The organism is Lentimonas sp. CC4 (genome assembly GCF_902728235.1).
Classification (GTDB): Bacteria; Verrucomicrobiota; Verrucomicrobiia; order Opitutales; family Coraliomargaritaceae; genus Lentimonas.
In genome coordinates this window covers 1,586,110-1,607,310 of the sequence record NZ_CACVBO010000001.1, presented here as the reverse complement: position 1 = coordinate 1,607,310, position 21,201 = coordinate 1,586,110, and the positions used below count along the sequence as shown (strand labels likewise).

Here is a 21,201-nt window from a genome sequence, read left to right as displayed (position 1 = left end):
ATCATTGGCGAGGCAGCACAATCTGACGCGTTCATGCCCGAAAAAGACCGCGAATTCGTTCACCTACACGTCCACACTGACCACAGTTTGCTGGATGGTTGCTCACGGACAGACAAACTCTGCTCACGTGCGGCAGAGCTGGGGATGAAAGCACTCTCCATCACCGACCACGGTGTGCTTTACGGGCTGACCAGCTTCTTCAAACAGGCAGAAAAACACGGCATCAAGCCGCTGCTCGGCTGCGAAGTTTACCTTGTTTACGAAGAAAAACTCGCGACAGTCAACGAACTACGCGCCAAGCAGAAATCCCGCCACATGGGTCTGCTCGCGCGCAACTTCAAAGGCTACCAGAATCTCTGTAAGATCGTATCGCAGGCCCACACTGAGGGCTTTTACCGCAACCCGCGAACCGACCTTGAGACACTGGCGAAATACAGCGAAGGTCTGATCGGGTTCTCAGGCTGCCTCGCAGGCGTCATCCCACAGTATCTACTCAAAGACGAATACGACAACGCACGCGACGCCTGCGCAAAGTTTGTCGATATTTTCGGTAAAGATTTCTTCATTATCGAGATCATGGATCACGGCATCGAAGAACAGCGCCGCATCATCCCAGGCCTACTCAAACTTGCCGAAGAATTTGACCTGAAAGTCGTCGCCACCAATGACGTGCACTACGTCAAAGACACCGACTGGGAACCGCACGACGCCCTACTCTGCATTCAGACTGGCGCGAAGGTCAAAGACGAGAAGCGCATGCGCTACGATTCGCACCAGTTCTACCTCAAGTCACGCGAGGAAATGGAGCTCGTGTTCAAAGAGGTGCCGGAATCGATCACCAACACCTCCGGCATCGCCGAAATGTGCGAAGTCAAGCTGCCCTTTGGCGATGACCACTACCCTGTCTACGAGCGCCCGATCGAAATCAATTCTGGCAATGACCACACAAATTTCGACCGCGTGCTCGATATTTATGAGGTGCAGAAAAACACCATCCTTGTCCGTGATGGATATGATCCGATCACTCTGAGAGAAGCCGAACGCAATAAACATAAGTCCAACGGACTTTACCTGTTTGAACTCTGCAAGGAAGGCCTCAAAGAACGCTACGGCACCGACTACGATGCCTGCCGCGCCGACTGGGAGAACGCCTCCGACGACGATAAACGCTACTGCGATCAGCTCGAATACGAGCTGGCGATTATCGCAGGCACGGGCTTCGTCGATTACTTCCTCATTGTTTGGGACTTCATCGCATGGGCGCGTGAACGCAGTATCCCCGTCGGCCCAGGCCGTGGTTCGGGTGCGGGCTGTATCGTCGCCTACGTGCTAAAGATCACCGACATCGACCCACTCAGTTTCGGCCTACTGTTTGAACGTATGCTCAACTTGGAGCGTGTGTCGCCGCCCGACTTCGACGTCGACTTCTGTATGCGCCGTCGCGACCAAGTCGTGAACTACGTGCGCGACAAATACGGCAAAGACCGTGTGGCCAACATCATCACCTTCGGCACCTTCGGGGCAAAGATGATCGTGCGTGACCTTGCCCGCGTGAATGAGCTCGAGTTTTCCGAGGCCAACAAGATCGCAAAGATGATCCCCGACGAGCTGAATATCACGCTCGACGACTCAGTCAAAAAATCCCCGGAGCTCGCACAGGAACTCACACACAATCCCGTCGCCCGAATCATTATTGAGCAAGGCCGCGTGATCGAGGGCATGATTCGTAATACGGGCAAGCACGCCTGTGGCGTCATCATCGCCGACCAAGACATCACGAATCTGATCCCCGTCACCTTGCAAGAAGGCGACCTCACCACTCAGTATCCGAAAGGCCCCAGTGAAGACCTTGGCCTGCTGAAGATGGACTTCTTGGGTCTCAAGACCCTCACCGTGATCGATGATGCGCAGACCAATGTGCGTAACACTCGTAATGAGCCCGACTTCGACATCGAGAAAGTTTCGCTGACAGACCAAGCAACCTTCGACCTACTCAACAGTGGTCGCACCACCGCGGTTTTCCAGCTAGAGTCCGGCGGCATGCAGCAGCTCTGCCGACAGATTGGCCTGAGCTCCTTTGAGGAGATCATCGCGTTGATCGCCCTCTACCGTCCAGGGCCGATGCAGTTCATCCCTCAGTTCATTGAGGGTAAGAAAGATCCGTCTACCGTTCAGATCCCGCATCCACTACTGAAGGATCTTGTAGAAGAAACTTACGGCGTCTTGGTTTATCAGGAACAGGTGATGCAATCCGCGCAAATCATCGCGGGCTACACGCTCGGTGGCGCGGATATTCTCCGCCGTGCGATGGGTAAGAAGATTAAGTCCGTGATGGACGCCCAGAAGCAGGTGTTCATCGACGGCGCGCGCAAGACCAACAAGATCGATGCAAAAACCGCCACGGCAATCTTCGCCTTGCTGGAAAAGTTCGCCCAATACGGCTTCAATAAATCACACTCGGCTGCCTATGCGATGCTCAGCTATCGCACAGCCTACCTAAAGGCGAATTACCCGATCGAGTTCATGGCCGCCGTGCTCACCTCCGAGCAAGGCAACTCTGACAAGATCTCAAACATGCTCGCGGAGTGTAATGCGATGAACGTGCCCGTTCTCAGCCCCGACATCAACGACTCGGGCAGCGACTTCACCCCGATCATTCAAGGAGACTGGGGCAGCATTCGCTTCGGAATGGCCGCGATGAAGGGCGTCGGCGAAGGTGCCTCCATCGTCATCATCAACGAACGCAACGCCAACGGCCCCTACGAAGACTTCAACGACTTCATCGTTCGTTCGGCTGACAAAGCGGTCAACCGCCGCGTGATTGAAGCACTGATCAAAACCGGCGGCTTCGACTCCTTCGGCGAAGACCGCGCCACACTGCTCGATTGCCTCGACTCCGAACTCGCCGAAGCCGAAAGCACTCGGCGTGACCGCGAAGCAGGCCAAAGCTCGCTCTTCGATATGATGGGCGGAGACGACGACGCAGACGATCAGCAGAAAAAAGGCCCGTCACGCAAGACAGTGCCTGAAATGCCGATGACGGAAAAGCTACGCTACGAGAAAGAGCTGCTCGGGTTCTACATTTCTGGTCACCCAATGGATGCCTACGAAGGGCTCGATACCGTGATCGACACCTTCTTCAAACCCGAGGATCTCGTCAACTTCGACGACCGCACCACCTTCCGTCTCGGCGGCATCATCAGCAATTTACAGATCAAATACACCCGTAAAGACAGTCGCCAGATGGCGGTCTTCAATCTCGCAACAGCCACGCATAGTTACGAGATGATCATGTTCCCCGATCCTTATGAAAAAAACGGCTCACGCTTAGAAGACGGCAAGTTGGCACTCATCCACGGACAGATTGGCCGCCGTAACGGCGAGATGAGTCTCACCGCGCACGAAGTATTCGATCTGGAGCAATCGATCCCGCGCATCATTCAACGTATCAACTTCATCCTGCACCCGCACGAGAACAACGCTACCGACTTCATCGCCAAATTCCGCGATATGATTGACGTCGAATACGGCTCCACCCGCGTGAACCTGAGCTTTCTGGTCGATGAACAAATCGTCGAAACCGAGACCGCGCAATCGCTGACCTTCACGATTACTGGCACCAACTACAAGGAGCTTCGCCGCCACCCCGCACTGGCAGGCGTGCGCATTCAAGCGATCCCCGTGCAACCAATCGACGACCGTAAACCATGGGAAAAGCGTAAGAAGAAGTTTTAAAGCGCACAGTCAAGCGCCTCGAAGTTTCACCCCAAGCAGCAACTGATGAAGCGACACAGGCACTACCCGCCAAGTTAAGCTCAACCGATTGGGGCAGACACTAGCCTTGTGCTATGGCTGGTCTTTGCCATGACACTGAGGGCATTCGCCATATAAAACGACCTCTTCACCGGTAACTTTAAAGCCTTCGGGCGGTGTTGCGCGCACAATTGGCTGTGCCATATCCAAATCATAGAGTCGGTTACAGCTTCGACAAATGAAGTGCACGCGGTCTCCATGCGGCTGCACAAGTTCATAACGTGGAGGCTGACCAGGGTAGTCCACCCCAGCAACCTGGCTCTGTTCACTGAGGGAACGTAAGTTTCGATACACAGTGCGCAGGCCCAAACGGGGTGCGTATGCTTGGCCTAGGTCACAAATCTCCTGTGCTGTCAAAGGCCGACCAGCAGCGCGCAATGCCTTGAGAATCGCCTCTCGTTGCCTGGTATTCCTGACCACAGTAAATTTCATAATACCACATTCAACAACGGCTTATGTATGTAAAGCGGATTTAATCTCACACGCCCCAAAAAGATTCCTTATCCCCCTTATTGGCATTAGTGTGCCAATAAGGGTTGACGCAAAGGATTAACAGTTCGTATATCAGTCCGACATGAAATCAGCTATACTTATACCGCTTCTAATACTGCTGGTGCAGTGCCTAGCAGCTACTCCGCACAAAACAACGCCACCACAAGAGTTTGGTATTCTTCTCGCCAGCTTCGGAACGAGTGACCCAGCGGGTCGTGCAGCGTATGCAAAAATTGAGGATACGGTGCGTGAGCGCTGGCCAAACTCTCCGATCTATTGGGCCTACACGTCTGACTTTATCCGGGCAAAATCGCTCCGCAATGGAGTTGAACTAGACTCGCCGAGCGTGGCGCTCTCGAAGATGAGTGACGCGGGTATTAAGCGCGTCGTGGTTCAATCCTTACACATCATTGCTGGGCAGGAATATGAAGAAATCACTTACGCGATTCACGCATATCAAGGCTCACATCGTGCGTTCGATTCAGTCGAAATCGGCATGCCACTCCTCGCGTCCAATGCAGACGTGCTGGCCTGCTCGCAACTAATGATCACCGAAGCCGACACGATCCGCAAAACCGGCAGCGCCCTCCTCTTTATGGGGCACGGCTCAAAACACCACCCGGCCGACCTTACCTATACCGCAACCGCAGCAGTGCTTCGCGACTTAGACCCACAGGCATATCTAGCGACAGTCGAAAGCCCTGCTGGATTTGAAAAAATCCTCAATCAATTTAAAGCCGACCAAACCAAATCCGTCACCCTAGTGCCCTTCATGTCTGTCGCGGGCGACCATGCCAAAAACGATCTTGCTGGCGATGAGCCCGACTCATGGAAATCACAACTCGAAGCCGCAGGCATCGAGTGTGATGTGCTCCTACGTGGTATGGGAGAATTTGATGGCATCATCGACATCTGGATCGAGCACCTCGCGAATGCGGTTGAAGCATTGGACGCTACAGAACATGAGTCATAATTCCGCAACACCCACACAAGGCAAACTAACCGGCTTGGGCATTGGCCCAGGCGCGAAGCGTTACCTAACACTAGAGGCTGTCGATGCCTTACGCGAAGCCGACATCTTACTCGATATCGCCAGTCCACGTAGTTCGGAGAGTATCTCCGCGCGCGTCATCGACGACCTCGGCGGTTGCGAGGGTGAACGCGTGCACTTGACCACGCCCATGTCGTTGGACAAAGACCGCCGCCAAACTTACTGGTCAGAACAAGCCGAGAAAGTCATCGACTGGCTCGGCGCAGGTAAGAAAATTGCCTTCGTCACCTTGGGCGATCCACTCATCTATAGCACCTTCGGCTACCTACGTCGCGCCACGCTGACGCTCAATCCCGAGGCCGACGTTCGCGTGATCCCAGGGATCACCTCCTTCCAGGCAGCAGCCGCAAAAACAGGAGAAACACTCCTCGAAAACGACGAGAGCCTCGTGCTCATGCCTGCAAGCGCTAGCCTCGAAACACGCCACGCGCTCGCAGCAGCAGCCGATACAGTCGTCGTGCTCAAGGCTTCCAAAAACAAAGCGCAACTCTTTGAGGAGATCAACGCCCCACTCGAAGCAGAGTCCTTTCTCTACGCAAGTAAGCTCGACCAAGCAGGCGAAGCCGTAAGCGACTGCCCTGAAGCCGCAGCAGCGCTGCCCGACACTTACCTGTCTCTATTTATTTCACGCCGTCGCAATCATGATGCTCCGGTGAGCACCCAATAACACACTGCAACTGATTCAATTGTGAGCCTCGACCTATTCTTAAACAAAGTCCTCCCCTACGTCTTCACCCTAAGTCTGTATATCAGTCTTGGTGTGTTGATTGGTGTGCTTCTGGAAATAACAGGAGCGATAAAAGGTCTGGCAAAAATTGCGCGCCCCATCCTAGCGCTCGGCAATTTCCCAGCTGTATGCGCCGCAGCATTTGTGACCGCATTCAGCTCAGCGAAGACCGCGCATAGTATGCTTGCCTCCGCCTACCGTGGACAGCAAATCAATCGCCGTGAGTTGATACTAGGAGCAGTGGCCAATTCATTGCCCGTCACTCTGATGCACCTGAAATTTTTTGCACCTATGATGATTAGCGTGCTCGGTGGCGTCGGCGCTGCCTATGTCGGATTCATCGTAGGCGGTGCAGTGCTCGTATTTCTAGCAGCTGTATTGCTCTCGCGGATACTGGTGCAACCGAGGAACGAAGAAGCCGTCGACGTCGCAGAGACCAAGAGTGAAAAGATCCACAAGCGCTTCTTAAAAATGTTATGGCAGCGTTGGTCGCACATGACGCTCCGCGTCTTGGCCGTAGCGATCCCCGTCTATACTGCAGTGGCTTGGATCAAAGCTGAAGGTGGCTTCAAATGGTTGGCTGGCCATTTACCCGCTTCATTCGAAGCAGTCTTCCCAGTTGAAAGCATGACTATTATCATCGCTCAACTGTCCGGCACCACCGCAGCTGTCTCCTCTGCTAAAAGTTTACTCGAAAACGGCGGCATCACCGAAGTGCAACTCTTCTTCACACTCGTCGCAGGCTATAGTCTAGCGCTCCCTATCAAAGTGCTACGCCGCAACCTACCCTCCGCATTGAGCATCTTTCCAGAGTCCACGGGTTTCTGGATCATCGGTGCCACACAAGGACTACGGCTCGCACTCGCACTGAGCTTCGTCACCACCTACATCTTCATCATCGCCTAAATGAACACACTCGCTAGCAGCATCACTTGGAATTGGTCAGGTGCCGAAGTCGAAGCCGAAAGTTTTCGCCGTATCGAAGCCGAAGTTGGCCCGCACGAGCTCTCCCTAGAGCACTGGCGCATCGCTCGACGTATGATTCATACGACGACCGAGTTCGCGATCATGGATGAACTTCACTTTGCCGATGCCCCCGTAGCCACAGGCCTGCAGGCGCTCAAAGAAGGGCGCCCCATCTACTGCGACTCCAACATGATTCGGTCCGGCGTATCCATACCGAAACTACAAAGTTTCAACAGGAACTACACCCGCGACAGCTTGCACTGCTTTGTTGCAGATGCTGACGTGGCTCAAGCGGCCAAGAAAAACAATACGACCCGAGCCTTAGCCGCAGTGGCGAAAGGCAAGGAAATCATAGACGATGGAATCGTCCTGATCGGCAACGCTCCGCTGGCACTCGCCCGCATTTGCCAACTCATCGAAGCAGGTGAACTACGCCCACGCCTAGTAATCGGCATGCCCGTCGGATTCGTCAACGTCATCGAGTCGAAGCAATGGTTGATGCGCTTGAAAGTGCCTCAAGTTGTGCTAACCGGCCGACGCGGTGGCAGCCCGTTGGCGGTCACGACATTGCACGCGATTATGGAAAGTAGAGAAGAGGATTAGGATCTACAAACGACTACATGCTCACACCGCCAACAACCGAATTTACCAAACTCCGCACAGGGTTTAGCACAGGTGCTTACCTGAGTGCGACTGCAGTGGCGGCGTTGCGTTTGTTACGTGGACACACACACACGGAGCCACTGAGGTTAAAGTTTCCGGACGGCAAAGAGCGAGCGATAGCGCTTCAGGGTTCAGAGCTGATTTCATCTCAGAACGCTCGCGCATGGGCGATCAAAGACGCAGGCGAAGATATCGACGTGACCAACGGTCTGCGCATCACCACAGAGGTTTGGCACGGACAGTCTGAATCACCCACAAACCCCGCAGACTACGAACTACAAGTCGGCCGCTGCCGCGTGCGCCTTCGAGGCGGTTCAGGCGTCGGAAAAGTCACACGCCCAGGCCTCGATGCACCTGTGGGCAAATGGGCAATCAATCCCACTCCGCAAACAATGCTCGCGGCGAACCTGGCCGCGAATGGCGCAGAGGACTACGACGACCTGCTGATTGAAATCTCTATCGAGCGGGGCGAGGAAGTCGCACAACGCACACTGAACCCAAAACTCGGAGTCACTGGCGGACTCTCGATTCTCGGCACCAGCGGCATCGTGATCCCTTGTTCGCACGCAGCCTACACCGCCACGATTGAAATTCTGGCTCGTGGCGCTGCACGCGAAGCCTGCCCAGAAGTCGCACTCGTCACTGGTGGTCGCAGTCACCGCTGGCTCTGCCAACACATCCCACAGATTCCAGAGCATGCGATCATTCGCTTTGGCGACTTCATTCGCGAGTCTCTGGAGATTTGCCAACGTCACAAAATCCAGACTGTGCACGTCGTATGCATGATGGGCAAGCTGGCCAAATACGCGCTAGGCGTGCCTTACACACATGCGCGCGAGAACACGCAATCACCCGAAAAAGCAGCCGCGCTATTGATCGACGGCGGCATGTCCGCGGAACGGTTCGCGAGCGCCGACCAGTGCCGCAGCATCCGAGAACTGATGCTACAGCTAACAGAGCCCGAACAATCAGTGGCTCGCACGATTCTTACACGCCATGCCCACGCTCATCTCACAAAGTGGTTTGGTAGCGATGCAGTGTGTATTCATATTTTAGATACATCAGGCAACAAGGAACTATCATGAACATCCACGACCTCATTCAAGCGCTTCCAGAATTACGCACAAGCACCGCCGAGACGCTCTGCTCCGATATCGCAACAGCGATCCGCACTGAAGAACTTGACCTTGCCCTGATTCCTAAATCAAACGCAGACACAATCAACGAGAACCAGGAGTTCGATTACTTTGATGCGAACGGCCATCGAGTCTTCTTCCGAAAAGGATTTTCAGCAGCAATGGAGCTACGCCGCCTATTCGTTCAACGCGTCATTTTTGCAGGTGCAGCGCCCAGCCGCGGCATGTGCACCGTGGAGGCGCTCGAAGCCTTGAACCAAGCCGAAGTCTGCCTGCATGATGTGCTGTTTGATGATACGATCCTCAACGAGGTGCCCGAAGACGCGACCGTCATCCACGTGGGCAAACGCTGTGGCGCACATGCAATTCGCCAGCCTGAGATCAATCAGCTACTGCTCGATTATGCGCGCCAAGGCAAACGTGTGGTGCGCCTCAAAGCAGGCGATCCAGGTATTTTTGGCCGCCTCTGCGAGGAGACCGACACTCTCTCTGCCCACGAACTGCCCTTCAAAGTGCAGGCAGCAGTGAGCAGCCTATCGGTGGCCACGACTGCGACCGGCATCCTGCTAACACGCCGCGGCTCACACCGAGGCTTCACAGTCATGACGCCACGCTGCGCAGGTGGTGAGACCCGATCGCTCGATCCTACCGCACGAGACATGCCCGTCATTCTGTTCATGGCCTCCCACATCGTGCGTCAATCACTCGAGGATTTAAATCAGCATGGCATCACCACCGACACGCCCGCCGCGATCATTTACGACGCGGGTTGCCCCCAGCAAAGCATCGTCTGCGGCACCGTCGCCACGCTCGCAGACATCGTCGAGCAAATGCCGCCACGCACTGGACTACTCTACGTCGGCCATGGTGCCGACACGCATTGGCCCAACTGGCGCGACTCCGAGAACTTACAACCTGAGGACTTCTCGCAAGCGATCGCAGCCATCAAGCAACAGCTACCCACCAAGGAGGCCTGCCTCGCATGATTCACGTAATCAGTTGTGGCACCTGCTACGAAGACTTGAGCCAACGTGCGCGGCAAGTCGTCGAAAACTGCGACCTACTCTACGGGGGAACGCGTCTGCTTGAGTGGTTTCAAGACACGCGTGCAAAACTGCGTCCACTCACAAAAGCATTGGATCAAGAACTCGACGTGTTGATCAAAGAGTCACAGCAGATGGAGATCGCGGTGCTCGCATCGGGCGACTCCCTGTTCTTTGGCATCGCAGCCAAGCTTGCACGGCGCGTGCCTGCCGACGCGCTCAACATAGTGCCGGGCATCAGCGCAATGCAGGCCGCCTTCGCTCACCTCGGCATCGATTGGTCAGGTGCACGTTTTTATTCGATTCATGGCCGCGACTCCACGGTCTTACCTTGGCGAGTCATCTTACAGCAGCCCAGCGCTGTCGTTTACGGCGACCATCAACGCACACCGGCATGGATCGCTGCCGAGTTGATCCGTCAACATCCCGAAGCTGCCACACGCCAAGCCAGCATCGCCGAAAACCTCGGCAGCGATCAGGCACATATTGAAACAGCGACACTGGAAGCACTGACACAAAGCGATTGCGGCGGCCTATCAATGCTCATCTTGCATACGGTAGGCAAGGCAATCGAAAGCCCCGCCCTCAGCCTTGGTTTAGCAGACGACCACTATGCCCACGTCAAAGGCCTCATCACACACCCCGAAGTGCGCGCCATCGCACTCTCAAAGCTGCGCCTCAAAGCTGGCGTGCTCTGGGACTTGGGTGCAGGCAGTGGCTCCGTCGGCATCGAAGCCGCAGGCCTCTGCGCAAACGTGCAGGTGTATAGCGTCGAGAAAAGCGCTGAACGGGTCGCCATGATCGAGCAAAATCGCACAGCCGAAGGACTCAACCACCTGACTGTCATCGAAGGTGACGCGCTCACGAGCATACCGCAATTGCCTGATCCCGACGCGGTATTCATCGGTGGAGGCGGCAAGCAAGTCGGCGCTCTAATCGAAGCAGCCCTGCAACGCTTAACACCAGGCGGTCACATCGTGGCCACCGCGGTGCTGGCTGACACCATCGAACAACTCAATCACAGTGCCACTGAGCATCGCACAGAATGGCTGGAAATCGGCGTGCGCCGCGCACGAACACTCGCGCACAGTTCACTCTTCGACAGTGACACCCCCATCAATATTTTTGTTTTTAAAAAACGATAGACTATGAAAAAAGGAACAGTAACTTTTTGCGGAGCTGGCCCCGGCGCACCTGATTTATTAACGCTACGTGCTCACCGAGCCATCGCCGAAGCAGACGTCATCGTCTATGCGGGCTCACTCGTCAGCCCTGAAGTGATCGCACACCACAAGCCCGAGTGCCAACTCCACGACAGCGCGGGGCTCAACCTCGACGAATTCGTGCAAATCATGATCGACGCCGCCCGCGCGCAACAGACCGTGCTCCGCCTCCACACGGGCGACCCCTCAATCTATGGTGCCACGAAGGAGCAAATGCGCCTCCTCGACGCGGCCGACATTTCTTACCAATCGATCCCGGGAATCACCGCAGCCTTTGCCGCAGCCGCCACACTGAATGCCGAACTCACACAGCCGGGACTCTCGCAGAGTGTCATCATTAGTCGCCGTGCAGGACGCACACCCGTGCCCGAGCGCGAGGCACTACCACACATTGGGGCAATCGGTGCGACACTCACACTTTACCTAAGCATCGGCGATATTGAAGGACTTGTCGAAGAACTGCTCGCCAGCGGTGGCTACACCGAACAAACGCCCGCAGCCGTCGTCTATCGCGCCAGCTGGCCCGACGAAAAATCGGTGCGTGGCACGCTCAGCACGATTGCGGCACGCGTGCGCGAGGCAGGCATCACACGCCAAGCGATCATTATGGTTGGCGACGTGCTCTCGGGCGAAGGCGAGGCATCGCTCCTCTACGATCGCGGCTTTAGCCACGGATACCGCAAAGCCAACGGCCCACAAAAGACCGAGAGTTTGCCAGTGGCAGAAACAGAATGCGCCCCCTTCTTACGTTTTGGTGGACGCATCGCGGTTTACGGACTCACACAAGCGGGCAGTCAGCAAGCGCTACAATTAGCCTCATTACTCGATGGCACTGCCTATGTCAGCGAAACACAAATTGAGACCTGCCAAGCAAACGGTGATACGGTGCAGACCTTTGCGCCCGATGCATTCGAAGTATGCCTGCAGAACACATGGGCGCACTATGACGCGCATGTGTTCATCATGGCTTCTGGCATCGTCGTGCGTAAAGTGGCTCAGCTGCTGGAATCAAAGGAAGTCGATCCAGCCACCTTGGTCATGGATGAAAAAGCCAACTTTGTGCAAAGCCTCACCGGTGGCCATCTCGGAGGTGGCAACCGTCTCGCCCAAGACATCCAAAAACTATGCGGCGCGCAGGCCGTTATTTCGACCGCTTCTGATACGCAAGGCATGCTCGCCTTTGACGAGTTTGCCGCCACACGTGGCCTACGAATTGAAAACCGAGATAGCATCGTGTTACTCAACAAAGCACTGCTTGAGCAGCAACGCATCGCTCTGATCGGATTCACTGCCGACGAAGCCGCGGCCTTTGCAGACTTGCCACACGTGAGGACGTGCGCGGTGACTGACGCACTGGACGATTTTGACGCCATCGTTAGCCTCGATACCGAACTGGAAATCAATGAGCGGCCACGGCTCGCACTCAGCCGCCTGAGCCTGGTGCTCGGGATCGGTTGCAAGCGCGGCACGCCCGCCGATCAAATCGATGCCGCGATCGAGCGCACCTGCCTGCGCTATGGAATTGACCGCAGCCGTATCGACCATCTGGTCTCTGCAGAAATAAAGCACGATGAAGCTGGCATTCTAGAGCTCGCTGCGCGCAATCATTGGCAGTGTCATTTCTTGTCAGCCGAAAGCCTGAACCAGCAAGCCGTGACGAATCCATCTGAGTTTGTTGCCAGCCAAGTCGGCACACCTTCGGTCGCAGAAGCAGGCGCACGTGTCTTTGGTCAAGGGCGCCTCCTCGCACCGAAACAAAAGGACGACGGCGTGACCGTCGCAGTCGCAACGATGGGCTCGATTGTGCAATCGATCGCTGAGCCAGAGGCTAAAGAAGCCGTCATTTATGCAATCGGCATTGGACCGGGCACTCAGGCCTCGCTCACCAACGAGGCCGAGACTGCGATCCGCCAAGCGGATTGGGTCGTCGGCTATACCAGCTATTGCAAACAACTCGAATGGCTCACGCACGGCAACCGCGTGTATAGCACAGGTATGCGCTCTGAAATCGAACGGTGTGACGAGGCTGTTCGTCTCGCCGCAGAGGGCAACAAGGTCGCACTGGTTTGCTCGGGCGATGCAGGCATCTACGGCATGTCAGGGTTGATCTTTGAGCGCGTCGCCGCTCTTGGGCAGAACAATGTCACTGTCAAAGTGATCGCAGGCGTCACCTCCTCCAGCAGTGCAGCAGCCGCGATCGGTGCGCCGCTGATGAATGACTTTGCAACAATTAGTCTTTCCGACCTACTCACACCACGTGAATGGATTAAGAAACGCATCCAAGCCGTCGCCGAAGCAGGACTCGTTTGCTGCCTATATAACCCCCGCAGCCGTAAACGCAAAGCACTGCTGGATTGGGTATTAGAGACCTTTGTCGAGCATCGCGGGGATACCGTCCCAGTGGCACTGGTGCGGGATGCAGGACGCCCGAAGGAATGGAAGTGGGTCGGTGCGCTCAAAGATATCCCAATCGAAGAGATCGGCATGACGACCATGCTCATCATCGGCAACGAGTCCACCATCACGTTAGACGGCTACATGGTCACCAAGCGTGGCTACGAGAAAAAGCCAAGCTACGCCGTCGCTGAATGAGTGCACTCACCCATAGTTTTTGTATCGCAGGCACACAGTCTGGCTCTGGTAAAACGACGCTCAGTCTCGGGCTGATGGCGGCGCTCAAAAAGCGCGGACTGACCGTGCAGCCTTTCAAATGCGGCCCAGACTATATCGATGCGGGCTTTCATCATCAGGCTGCTGGCCGACGCTCGCGCAACCTAGACTCATGGATGATGCCGGCTGCATCAATTTCGACGTATTTTAACAATGCTTGTAACGGTGCCGATGTTGCTATCTGCGAAGGCGTGATGGGGCTCTTCGATGGAGCCAGCGCGTCCGAACTCACTGGCAGCACCGCTGAGATTGCCCAGCTGACCGAGATGCCCGTGGTGTTAGTCGTCGATGCTCGGGCGATGGCGCGCTCAGTCGCGGCGTTAGTGAGTGGATTTGCTAACTTCGAAGCAGGTGTGTCCATCTGCGCGGTGATTGCGAACCGAGTGGGCAGCGAGCGACACGCGCAGCTCATCCGCGATGCGCTCGATGCGGCAGGGCTGCCTCCGTTGATCGGCACACTCCCGCGCGACGCCAGCTTTACCATGCCGGAGCGCCACCTAGGGCTGCAGGCGCACACGGAACTGGAGCAACAAGCCGAACGTTTAGAAGCATTGGGTGCTGCTGTGGAGGCACAAGTCGATATCGATCGTCTGCTGAAGTTGACTACACGGCCAATGACTGCGGCGGCAGCCATTCCCTCGCAAGCGCAACAGCCGACACGTGTGCGTCTGGGGCTAGCGCGCGACGAAGCGTTTTATTTTTATTACGAAGACAATCTCGATCTGCTCCGTTCAGAGGGCGCAGAACTCATCGAGTTTTCGCCTCTGCACGATGCACAACTCCCCGACGGATTGGACGGCGTATATATTGGTGGCGGATTTCCAGAGGAATTTGCCGCACAGCTGGCCGAGAATCACTCGATGCGCGAAAGTCTTAGCCGTTATGCCGCCGAAGGAGGGAGCATTTATGCGGAGTGCGGCGGCTTCATGTATCTCTGCGAAGAAATCACGTTTTCAGACGGACGGGTCTTTCCGATGAGCGGCGTGCTGCAAGCGACCTGCCAGATGCGCGACAAACGCCAACGTCTGGGCTACACAGAGGCCACCACCTTGAACGACGGACTCTTCGGCCCAGCTGGAACCCGACTACGTGGACATGAATTCCACTGGTCGGAAGTCGTCGCGGGAAAGGATGCGCAGCCTCTCTTCGCCGTGACGGATGCAAGCGGACAACGCAACGAATGCATTGGCATACAGTCAGGAAAGGTCTATGCCTCCTATTTTCACCCGCACTTCGCCTCAAACCCAGGCACAGTAAAGGCATGGCTCTCCCAATTATCCAAGCATGGCTGACACGCATCCATCATTACGCGCATCAAAGCATCAAAGTGCAAACGCACACACGGGATATCGACTAGGCACGACTTCGTTCATCCTCGCTGATGATTATCTAAACAACATTCGATTCCTCGCAGATAAAGTCGAAGACATCGCCTTGTTGTTTTTCGAATCGATTACGCCCGAAACGGACCTTTCCTGGCTAGCTGAGGCTGTTCGTATCCAAGCCGAAGCAAATCTCAGTGTGACAGTGCACCTACCCGCGGACGTGCAGCTCGCCTCCAAGCAAGCAGCCATTCGTGAAGCAGCGGTGCAAGCCTGTGCTGATGTGATACAGGCATTGGCTCCGCTCACGCCTCGCGCCTATGTCTGTCATGGCGACGGCGATGACGGTGCGCCACCCGACATCGATGCATTGACGCATTCACTGCGCGAGCTCGGGGAAATCTGTGGAGCACCTGAACGTATTTGTATTGAAAATACACATACGCCGCACGCAGAACTTGCGCCCGCCATCGACGCGTCGGGCGCATCGATTTGCTACGACATCGGGCACGCGCTGCAACACGAGCAAGACGTGGCCGCCGAATTAGCGCGTTGGCTACCGCGTTGTGGCGTGTTTCACATGCATGGGGTGCAGCACGGCAAAGATCACCATTCCACACGCTATTTGCCAGACACACTATTTGATGAGGCCCTACAAGCCTATGCCCACACTGGCCCGGAATGGCGCGTGCTCACGCTTGAACTCTTTAGGCGAGACCGATGGGAGGATTCTTTACAACATTTACGCGAACGGCTTAAATCCCAATAATGACTCGATCCACCTCCAATACTGTGACCTTAGTGACCGGCGGCTGCCGAAGCGGGAAAAGCCGCTTCGCCGAAGAGTTGGCCTGCCAGGCTCAAACGCCGCGTTGCTATATTGCGACCGCAGAAATCTTTGACGAAGAAATGCGTGCACGGGTGGATTTACACCGCGCTCAACGTGGTGAGGCCTATGAGACTGTCGAAGCACCGATCGACCTCGCCGGTGCGATTACTGCGGTGCCCGAAGCGACACAGGTGATCCTCGTGGATTGCCTCACGGTCTGGCTAGGCAATCTGATGCACCACAAAGAAGACTTTTCTGAGCACTGCGCTGAAGTCCAAGCACTCCTTGAAGTGCTCAAAGCCCCGCCTTGCCCAATCGTATTTGTCACCAATGAGCTCGGCATGGGGCTCGTTCCCGAGACCTCAATGGGACGGCGTTTCCGAGATGTTGCGGGACGCTTAAATCAGCAGGTAGCTGCACTCGCGAATGAAGCATTCTTCATCGTAAGTGGGCTACCGTTAAAATTAAAATAAATCGACGTCATGATCACTCAAACGCTTGAAAAAATCCAATCGATTGACCGCTCCCAGATCGGTGCGATCCAGCACCATCTAGACGACCTACTCAAACCACAAGGCAGCTTAGGGCGGCTGGAAGATATTGCCATGCGCTATGTATTGGCCAGCGGACGACACTCACCAAAAGTCGGCAAGAAACGTGTTTGCGTGTTCGCAGCCGATCACGGGGTGGTCGAAGAAGGGCATACCTTTTCGGGCAAAGAGGTGACCGCGCAGGTGCTACAGGGGATGTTGCGCGGTGGGGCTGGCATCAATGTGCTCAGTCGGCATGTCGATGCAGAATCTGAATTTATCGATGTCGGCGTCTGGACCGATCTAAGCGCGGAGCCCGACTTGCTCCACCGAAAGATCGCTCAAGGCACGCGTAATATGACCCAGGGCGCGGCCATGTCTGCCGACGAATGCGAACAAGCACTCTGCGTCGGGATCGAACGCGCCAATCAAGCAGCCGACGATGGCGTCGTTTTACTGGCAGCCGGAGAGATGGGCATCGGCAACACCACACCCTCCTCAGCGCTGTTGGCAGCACTATTGCCCTGCCCCGTCCAAGATGTGACCGGCCCGGGCGCGGGCCTCAAAAGCGATGCAGCACTCAAGTCCAAGATCGACATCATTGAACGCTCACTGGCGGCGAATCAAGCAGCACTACAGGATCCCTTTTCAGCACTGTGCGCAGTCGGCGGGCTGGAGATCGCTGCGATGTGCGGACTCTACCTAGGAGCCGCGGCTCGACGCGTTCCCGTTGTTGTGGATGGTTTTATTGCTTCGGCAGCCGCACTGGTTGCGGTTCGGATGTGCCCCGCCGCGGCTGATTATATGTTTTTCTCACATCGTTCCGCAGAGCCTGGACACGACCGCTTCATGCAAGAACTGAACACGACCCCGCTCCTCGATTTACAAATGCGACTGGGTGAAGGCACTGGTGCCGTATTGGCAATGACTATTATAGATGCCGCCATTAAACTATATGGCGAAATGGCAACCTTCAGTGCGCTCAATATAAACCACTCATCGGAGGACAACCGTTGCTTCCCGCTCTAACCACTGCCCTTCGCCTGCTCAGCGTGCTGCCTATTCCAGGGCGTGAAGCCAAGCGGTTTTCTGACGGCATCACATGGTTTCCGCTTGTGGGCGGAATCCTTGGCTGGTTGGTGGTTGGCATCGCTTGCCTGCTACAATTGCTCGCACCCGACTGGCCAGCCCTCCCCGCGCTGGGTGCGCTGATCGCAGGCGTCGCCTTAACGCGTGGCTTTCATCTCGATGGCGTAGCTGACTGCGCAGACGGATTCTGGGGAGGCTTTACCGCAGAGCGCCGCCTAGAGATCATGAAAGATTCCCACATCGGAGCCTTCGGGGTGCTGGCCTTGGTGCTGCTCTTGATTGGCAAATTCGCCGCCTACCAAGAAATCATGGCGAATCAAAACGTGCTCCTCATTCCCCTCGCCTTTAGCGCCTCGCGCATGAGCATCGTGCTGCTCGCCTACCGCTTTCAATATCCACGCCAAACCGGCACCGCCGCTGCCATCGTCAACGAAGCAAAGCCCGCACACTTCATAGGTGCATTGATCCTCTCGCTACTACTGATCATCTACTCTCCCGTCACAGGACTCATTATTTTGGCAACGGCCGCCCTCGTCGCCCTCGGTATCGGCTACTTCAGTCGTAACCGGATCGGTGGCGTCACTGGCGACGTCCTCGGCGCAAGCTGCGAACTCACGGAACTGATCGCGCTACTAATCATCGCCTGCCGATAAGACGAAAAGATATTTCCCTATGAGCCAAACCGTCGAAGATCAAAAAGACGCCCATGGTGGCACGCCGAGTGTGTTGTTTCAACGCTATGGCATCGAGCCGCGCTCGGTGATCGACTTTAGTGTGAACCTCAGTCCATTGGAGCTCCCCGAAAGCATTCTCGCGCTCTGGAATCAATTGCCACAGCGTATCGCACACTACCCCAGCACCGACGGTGCAGGAGTAAAGGCTTACTACGCCCAACGCTTCGGGCTCGACGCAGACTGCGTGATCGCCGGCAATGGCTCACTGGAGCTGATGTATTTTCTGCAGCGCGTGCAACGGTATCAACACGTGCTCGTCCCCCAGCCTGCCTTTCATGATTACCAGCGCTCGGCGTGTGCGGGGGGTGCCCAAGTCCACAGCTGCCAGCGGCCCTTAGGCCAAGACTACGACGCATTTTTGTGCAGTGCACCTTTCCGCGAAGCACTCGCCAAAGTCGATGCCGTCTTTCTGGGCAGCCCGAACAACCCCGATGGCGCGACGGCCTCGGCCGACTGCATCCTAGATCTCTGTGCACAATACCCGAACACGCACTTCTTAATCGATCAGGCATTTATCCAATTCCTGCCAATCCCGGGACGCGCTTCGCTGCTCAACCCTCAGCACCTGCGCCCCAACCTGTTTGTCTTTCACTCACTCACCAAATACTACGCGATCGCAGGTCTGCGCATTGGCAGCCTCATCGCAGACCCCGAGAGCATTCGCGCCTTGTCACAAGTGCGCGAACCATGGTCAGTCAACTCCGTCGCGGAAACCATCGCCACCGAACTAGCGACCTGCAGCACATACGACACGGCACTGCGCGCTTGGCTCGCCACCGAGTCGCAACACTTCGATGCCGCGCTCAGCAAGATACCTGGCATTCAGCTCTACCCATCCGCAACTAACTTTCGCCTGCTGCGCCTCAACGATCCCAGCCAGTATGACCAGGTGTTAACTGAACTATTGCAGCAAGGACAGCACGTGCGCTGTTGCAAAAATTTCCCAGGCCTACCAGCAGGCTGTTTCCGTATAGGCTTTCAAGCACACGACGCCAACCAAGCGCTCGTCGCTGCACTCCAGAAGTCCGTCAGCTAACGAGTCCCACTGCCCTCTAACAAATGCCCACTCTCGCTGCAGTGCTATTACTCGCGGTTTTCCTCGATCTTCTGATCGGCGATCCTCGCTACGCCTTGCATCCAGTCCGCCTGATCGGCCATTGGATCGGAGTCGTTGAAATCAGGATACGCCGATGCAAGCTCGACAACCGCCTGGGGTCCACTCTGCTCTATCTACTGGCCTGCACGCTCCCGCTTGCCTTAGTCGGCGGTCTGTTCTGCCTATGCGCGGCGTCCCCCACACTGCAAGTGTTGCTCGCGCTCTTCATTCTCTATTCCTGCCTAGGCTTAGGTGACCTCATCGCACATGCCCGCCCAATCATTGCCGCTCTAGAGAACGAACAACTCCAAGCCGCCCGTGACCGCGTCGCATGGATCGTCGGACGCGACGTCAGCCAGCTGGACGCCAGCGGCATCGCCCGCGCCTGCATCGAAAGTCTCGCAGAAAATTTCGTCGACGCCTTTCTAGCCCCCCTGTGTTGGTTTATTTTCGGCCTCTATTTGAGCCATTACCTGCCAACCGACCCCCTCAGCACGGCATCGCTCTGCGTGCTCTGGTATCGGACGACCAACACCCTCGACGCCATGGTCGGCTACCGTAACGAGCGCTACCTTCAGCTCGGCTGTATCTCCGCACGCATGGATGACTGCATGAATTTTATCCCGGCTCGCCTGTCGATTCTAATCCTAACCCTCGCAGCCGCATTACTACCAGGGCTGTCTGGCATGGGCGCTTGGCGTATTGGTTGGCGCGATCGCTTGAAGCACCCTTCCCCGAATTCAGCGCACCCCGAAGCAGCTGTCGCTGGAGCACTCGGAATTAAACTAGGCGGACCCACCCAATATCCAGGGCGAGTCGTCAACAAAAAGTGGATCGGCGAAGATATCACAGCCTCAGTATCGGACATTCGTAATACATGCCACCTGATCATTACTAGCGCCCTAATCGTATCCCTCCCGCTCTCAATCGGCCTGTTCGTTCTGACGTAAATGATCGTCATAAAGGCAGTAAAAATGTAAACACATAGGCAAGGTTACAGGCGAAAAGAATCGTTCTTGATGACGAACTACCATTCAAAGATCAGTGGACTGGCAACTATTTCAGATCTCTAGCGCAGACCAGCCGAACACAAGTAGGAGTCTTTTTCAGTCTAGTAACTTCCTAAATTTGGAGCCAAATACAGAACATGAAGCACATCTCAGGTTTCCACTTTACATAACGGAAGTAGGATTGTATAGATCGATACATTAAGTGACGCCCCATTATAAACTTAAGCGTAAGGATTCCACCCCACTATTTACATTTCCGATGCGCTCTGTGTTTACTGCACAAAATCCACTCTTGGAGTAATAACTGTTACGCCACACATAACCCAAAAAAGAAGATAAAATATGAAAAAAACCATTGCTACCTTATTAATCCTTGCGGCTCCTTTCGCTTACGCGGACAAGCAAGACAACGTCGGCATCGGCCTCGGCACTCAAGTCTTCGAAGGCCACGACGGTCTCGTCTCTCAAGTGTGTGCTGCGACCACCAACGGCAGTTTCGGTAACCAAACATTTGCAATTTCCTCTGGAACTTGCGGGGCAGACAAGCCAGACGAACTCTGGGCGAGCCAACAGCTACAAAAGTTCGTTGAAGAAAACATGGACGGTCTCGCACAAGACATGGCACAAGGTCAAGGTGAGTCACTCGACGCCATCTGCAGTATCCTTCAAATCGAAGACAAAGATGCATTCAATGCAACTTTGCAGGAAAACTTCGGCACCATCTACACTTCCGGTGCGATCAGCCATGACGAAGTCATTGGCAACATGAAGTCAGTCTTCGTTGGATAATATGGATTTACAATCTTC

The 21,201-nt window shown here is 55.5% G+C and carries 18 protein-coding genes; 17 read left to right on the top strand and 1 reads right to left on the bottom strand.

What is annotated here, in order from left to right:
• Window positions 1-33 precede the first annotated feature (33 nt).
• On the top strand, window positions 34-3,735 hold the full coding sequence (gene dnaE, locus GZZ87_RS07050) for a DNA polymerase III subunit alpha (protein ID WP_162028017.1): 3,702 nt from the start codon (window positions 34-36) through the stop codon (window positions 3,733-3,735).
• Between the two features lie 111 nt (window positions 3,736-3,846).
• On the opposite strand, the gene GZZ87_RS07045 is transcribed toward dnaE, so the two are convergent.
• Entirely contained in the window at window positions 3,847-4,245 is a 399-nt protein-coding gene (locus GZZ87_RS07045) for a Fur family transcriptional regulator (protein ID WP_244648107.1), read from the bottom strand.
• A gap of 142 nt (window positions 4,246-4,387) precedes the next feature.
• On the opposite strand from GZZ87_RS07045, the gene GZZ87_RS07040 reads away from it, so the two are divergent.
• From GZZ87_RS07040 to GZZ87_RS06965, 16 genes are all read left to right on the top strand, one after another.
• Window positions 4,388-5,278 carry a sirohydrochlorin cobaltochelatase gene (locus tag GZZ87_RS07040; RefSeq protein ID WP_162028018.1) on the top strand — a complete coding sequence of 297 codons (891 nt, stop codon included), beginning with the start codon at window positions 4,388-4,390 and terminating at the stop codon, window positions 5,276-5,278.
• On the top strand, window positions 5,268-6,023 hold the full coding sequence (gene cobI / locus GZZ87_RS07035; protein ID WP_162028019.1) for a precorrin-2 C(20)-methyltransferase: 756 nt from the start codon (window positions 5,268-5,270) through the stop codon (window positions 6,021-6,023). The genes GZZ87_RS07040 and cobI overlap by 11 nt, the downstream gene beginning before the upstream one ends.
• 21 nt (window positions 6,024-6,044) lie before the next feature.
• Window positions 6,045-6,989 carry a hypothetical protein gene (locus tag GZZ87_RS07030; protein ID WP_162028020.1) on the top strand — a complete coding sequence of 315 codons (945 nt, stop codon included), beginning with the start codon at window positions 6,045-6,047 and terminating at the stop codon, window positions 6,987-6,989.
• Window positions 6,990-7,652 (top strand): precorrin-8X methylmutase, encoded by a 663-nt coding sequence (locus GZZ87_RS07025; RefSeq protein WP_162028021.1) that lies wholly within the window; start codon window positions 6,990-6,992, stop codon window positions 7,650-7,652. It begins immediately after the preceding gene.
• A gap of 17 nt (window positions 7,653-7,669) precedes the next feature.
• Window positions 7,670-8,797: a cobalt-precorrin-5B (C(1))-methyltransferase CbiD gene (gene cbiD, locus GZZ87_RS07020; RefSeq protein WP_162028022.1), complete on the top strand. Its 1,128-nt coding sequence runs from the start codon at window positions 7,670-7,672 to the stop codon at window positions 8,795-8,797.
• A complete protein-coding gene (locus tag GZZ87_RS07015) occupies window positions 8,794-9,834 on the top strand; it encodes an SAM-dependent methyltransferase (protein WP_162028023.1) in 1,041 nt (346 codons plus the stop codon). The genes cbiD and GZZ87_RS07015 overlap by 4 nt, the downstream gene beginning before the upstream one ends.
• Window positions 9,831-11,036, top strand: a complete 1,206-nt coding sequence (gene cbiE, locus GZZ87_RS07010; protein ID WP_162028024.1) for a precorrin-6y C5,15-methyltransferase (decarboxylating) subunit CbiE — start codon at window positions 9,831-9,833, stop codon at window positions 11,034-11,036. Before GZZ87_RS07015 ends, cbiE begins: the two co-directional genes overlap by 4 nt.
• 3 nt (window positions 11,037-11,039) lie before the next feature.
• Complete coding sequence (gene cobM / locus GZZ87_RS07005) at window positions 11,040-13,706, top strand: precorrin-4 C(11)-methyltransferase (protein ID WP_162028025.1); 2,667 nt, start codon at window positions 11,040-11,042, stop codon at window positions 13,704-13,706.
• The gene (locus GZZ87_RS07000) at window positions 13,703-15,076 is read left to right on the top strand and encodes a cobyrinate a,c-diamide synthase (protein WP_162028026.1); all 1,374 of its coding nucleotides are present in this window, start codon (window positions 13,703-13,705) and stop codon (window positions 15,074-15,076) included. The genes cobM and GZZ87_RS07000 overlap by 4 nt, the downstream gene beginning before the upstream one ends.
• Window positions 15,069-15,875 (top strand): cobamide remodeling phosphodiesterase CbiR, encoded by an 807-nt coding sequence (gene cbiR, locus GZZ87_RS06995; RefSeq protein WP_162028027.1) that lies wholly within the window; start codon window positions 15,069-15,071, stop codon window positions 15,873-15,875. The genes GZZ87_RS07000 and cbiR overlap by 8 nt, the downstream gene beginning before the upstream one ends.
• Complete coding sequence (gene cobU / locus GZZ87_RS06990; RefSeq protein ID WP_162028028.1) at window positions 15,875-16,408, top strand: bifunctional adenosylcobinamide kinase/adenosylcobinamide-phosphate guanylyltransferase; 534 nt, start codon at window positions 15,875-15,877, stop codon at window positions 16,406-16,408. The genes cbiR and cobU overlap by 1 nt, the downstream gene beginning before the upstream one ends.
• Before the next feature lie 9 nt (window positions 16,409-16,417).
• Window positions 16,418-17,494 carry a nicotinate-nucleotide--dimethylbenzimidazole phosphoribosyltransferase gene (cobT, locus tag GZZ87_RS06985; RefSeq protein ID WP_162028029.1) on the top strand — a complete coding sequence of 359 codons (1,077 nt, stop codon included), beginning with the start codon at window positions 16,418-16,420 and terminating at the stop codon, window positions 17,492-17,494.
• Window positions 17,479-18,207, top strand: coding sequence for an adenosylcobinamide-GDP ribazoletransferase (gene cobS, locus GZZ87_RS06980; RefSeq protein WP_162028030.1), 729 nt, complete (start codon window positions 17,479-17,481; stop codon window positions 18,205-18,207). Before cobT ends, cobS begins: the two co-directional genes overlap by 16 nt.
• Before the next feature lie 19 nt (window positions 18,208-18,226).
• Complete coding sequence (locus GZZ87_RS06975; RefSeq protein WP_162028031.1) at window positions 18,227-19,324, top strand: threonine-phosphate decarboxylase; 1,098 nt, start codon at window positions 18,227-18,229, stop codon at window positions 19,322-19,324.
• 23 nt (window positions 19,325-19,347) lie between these two features.
• Window positions 19,348-20,334: an adenosylcobinamide-phosphate synthase CbiB gene (gene cbiB / locus GZZ87_RS06970; protein ID WP_162028032.1), complete on the top strand. Its 987-nt coding sequence runs from the start codon at window positions 19,348-19,350 to the stop codon at window positions 20,332-20,334.
• A gap of 402 nt (window positions 20,335-20,736) precedes the next feature.
• Window positions 20,737-21,183 (top strand): DUF3015 family protein, encoded by a 447-nt coding sequence (locus GZZ87_RS06965; RefSeq protein ID WP_162028033.1) that lies wholly within the window; start codon window positions 20,737-20,739, stop codon window positions 21,181-21,183.
• Window positions 21,184-21,201 lie beyond the last annotated feature (18 nt).

Bases quoted from the DNA above. Each gene is read 5' to 3' on its own strand.
- dnaE (WP_162028017.1), top strand. From the start codon at position 34: ATGCCCGAAAAAGACCGCGAATTCGTTCACCTACACGTCCACACTGAC.
- GZZ87_RS07045 (WP_244648107.1), bottom strand. From the start codon at position 4,245: ATGAAATTTACTGTGGTCAGGAATACCAGGCAACGAGAGGCGATTCTC.
- GZZ87_RS07040 (WP_162028018.1), top strand. From the start codon at position 4,388: ATGAAATCAGCTATACTTATACCGCTTCTAATACTGCTGGTGCAGTGC.
- cobI (WP_162028019.1), top strand. From the start codon at position 5,268: ATGAGTCATAATTCCGCAACACCCACACAAGGCAAACTAACCGGCTTG.
- GZZ87_RS07025 (WP_162028021.1), top strand. From the start codon at position 6,990: ATGAACACACTCGCTAGCAGCATCACTTGGAATTGGTCAGGTGCCGAA.
- cbiD (WP_162028022.1), top strand. From the start codon at position 7,670: ATGCTCACACCGCCAACAACCGAATTTACCAAACTCCGCACAGGGTTT.
- GZZ87_RS07015 (WP_162028023.1), top strand. From the start codon at position 8,794: ATGAACATCCACGACCTCATTCAAGCGCTTCCAGAATTACGCACAAGC.
- cbiE (WP_162028024.1), top strand. From the start codon at position 9,831: ATGATTCACGTAATCAGTTGTGGCACCTGCTACGAAGACTTGAGCCAA.
- cobM (WP_162028025.1), top strand. From the start codon at position 11,040: ATGAAAAAAGGAACAGTAACTTTTTGCGGAGCTGGCCCCGGCGCACCT.
- GZZ87_RS07000 (WP_162028026.1), top strand. From the start codon at position 13,703: ATGAGTGCACTCACCCATAGTTTTTGTATCGCAGGCACACAGTCTGGC.
- cbiR (WP_162028027.1), top strand. From the start codon at position 15,069: ATGGCTGACACGCATCCATCATTACGCGCATCAAAGCATCAAAGTGCA.
- cobU (WP_162028028.1), top strand. From the start codon at position 15,875: ATGACTCGATCCACCTCCAATACTGTGACCTTAGTGACCGGCGGCTGC.
- cobT (WP_162028029.1), top strand. From the start codon at position 16,418: ATGATCACTCAAACGCTTGAAAAAATCCAATCGATTGACCGCTCCCAG.
- GZZ87_RS06975 (WP_162028031.1), top strand. From the start codon at position 18,227: ATGAGCCAAACCGTCGAAGATCAAAAAGACGCCCATGGTGGCACGCCG.
- cbiB (WP_162028032.1), top strand. From the start codon at position 19,348: ATGCCCACTCTCGCTGCAGTGCTATTACTCGCGGTTTTCCTCGATCTT.
- GZZ87_RS06965 (WP_162028033.1), top strand. From the start codon at position 20,737: ATGAAAAAAACCATTGCTACCTTATTAATCCTTGCGGCTCCTTTCGCT.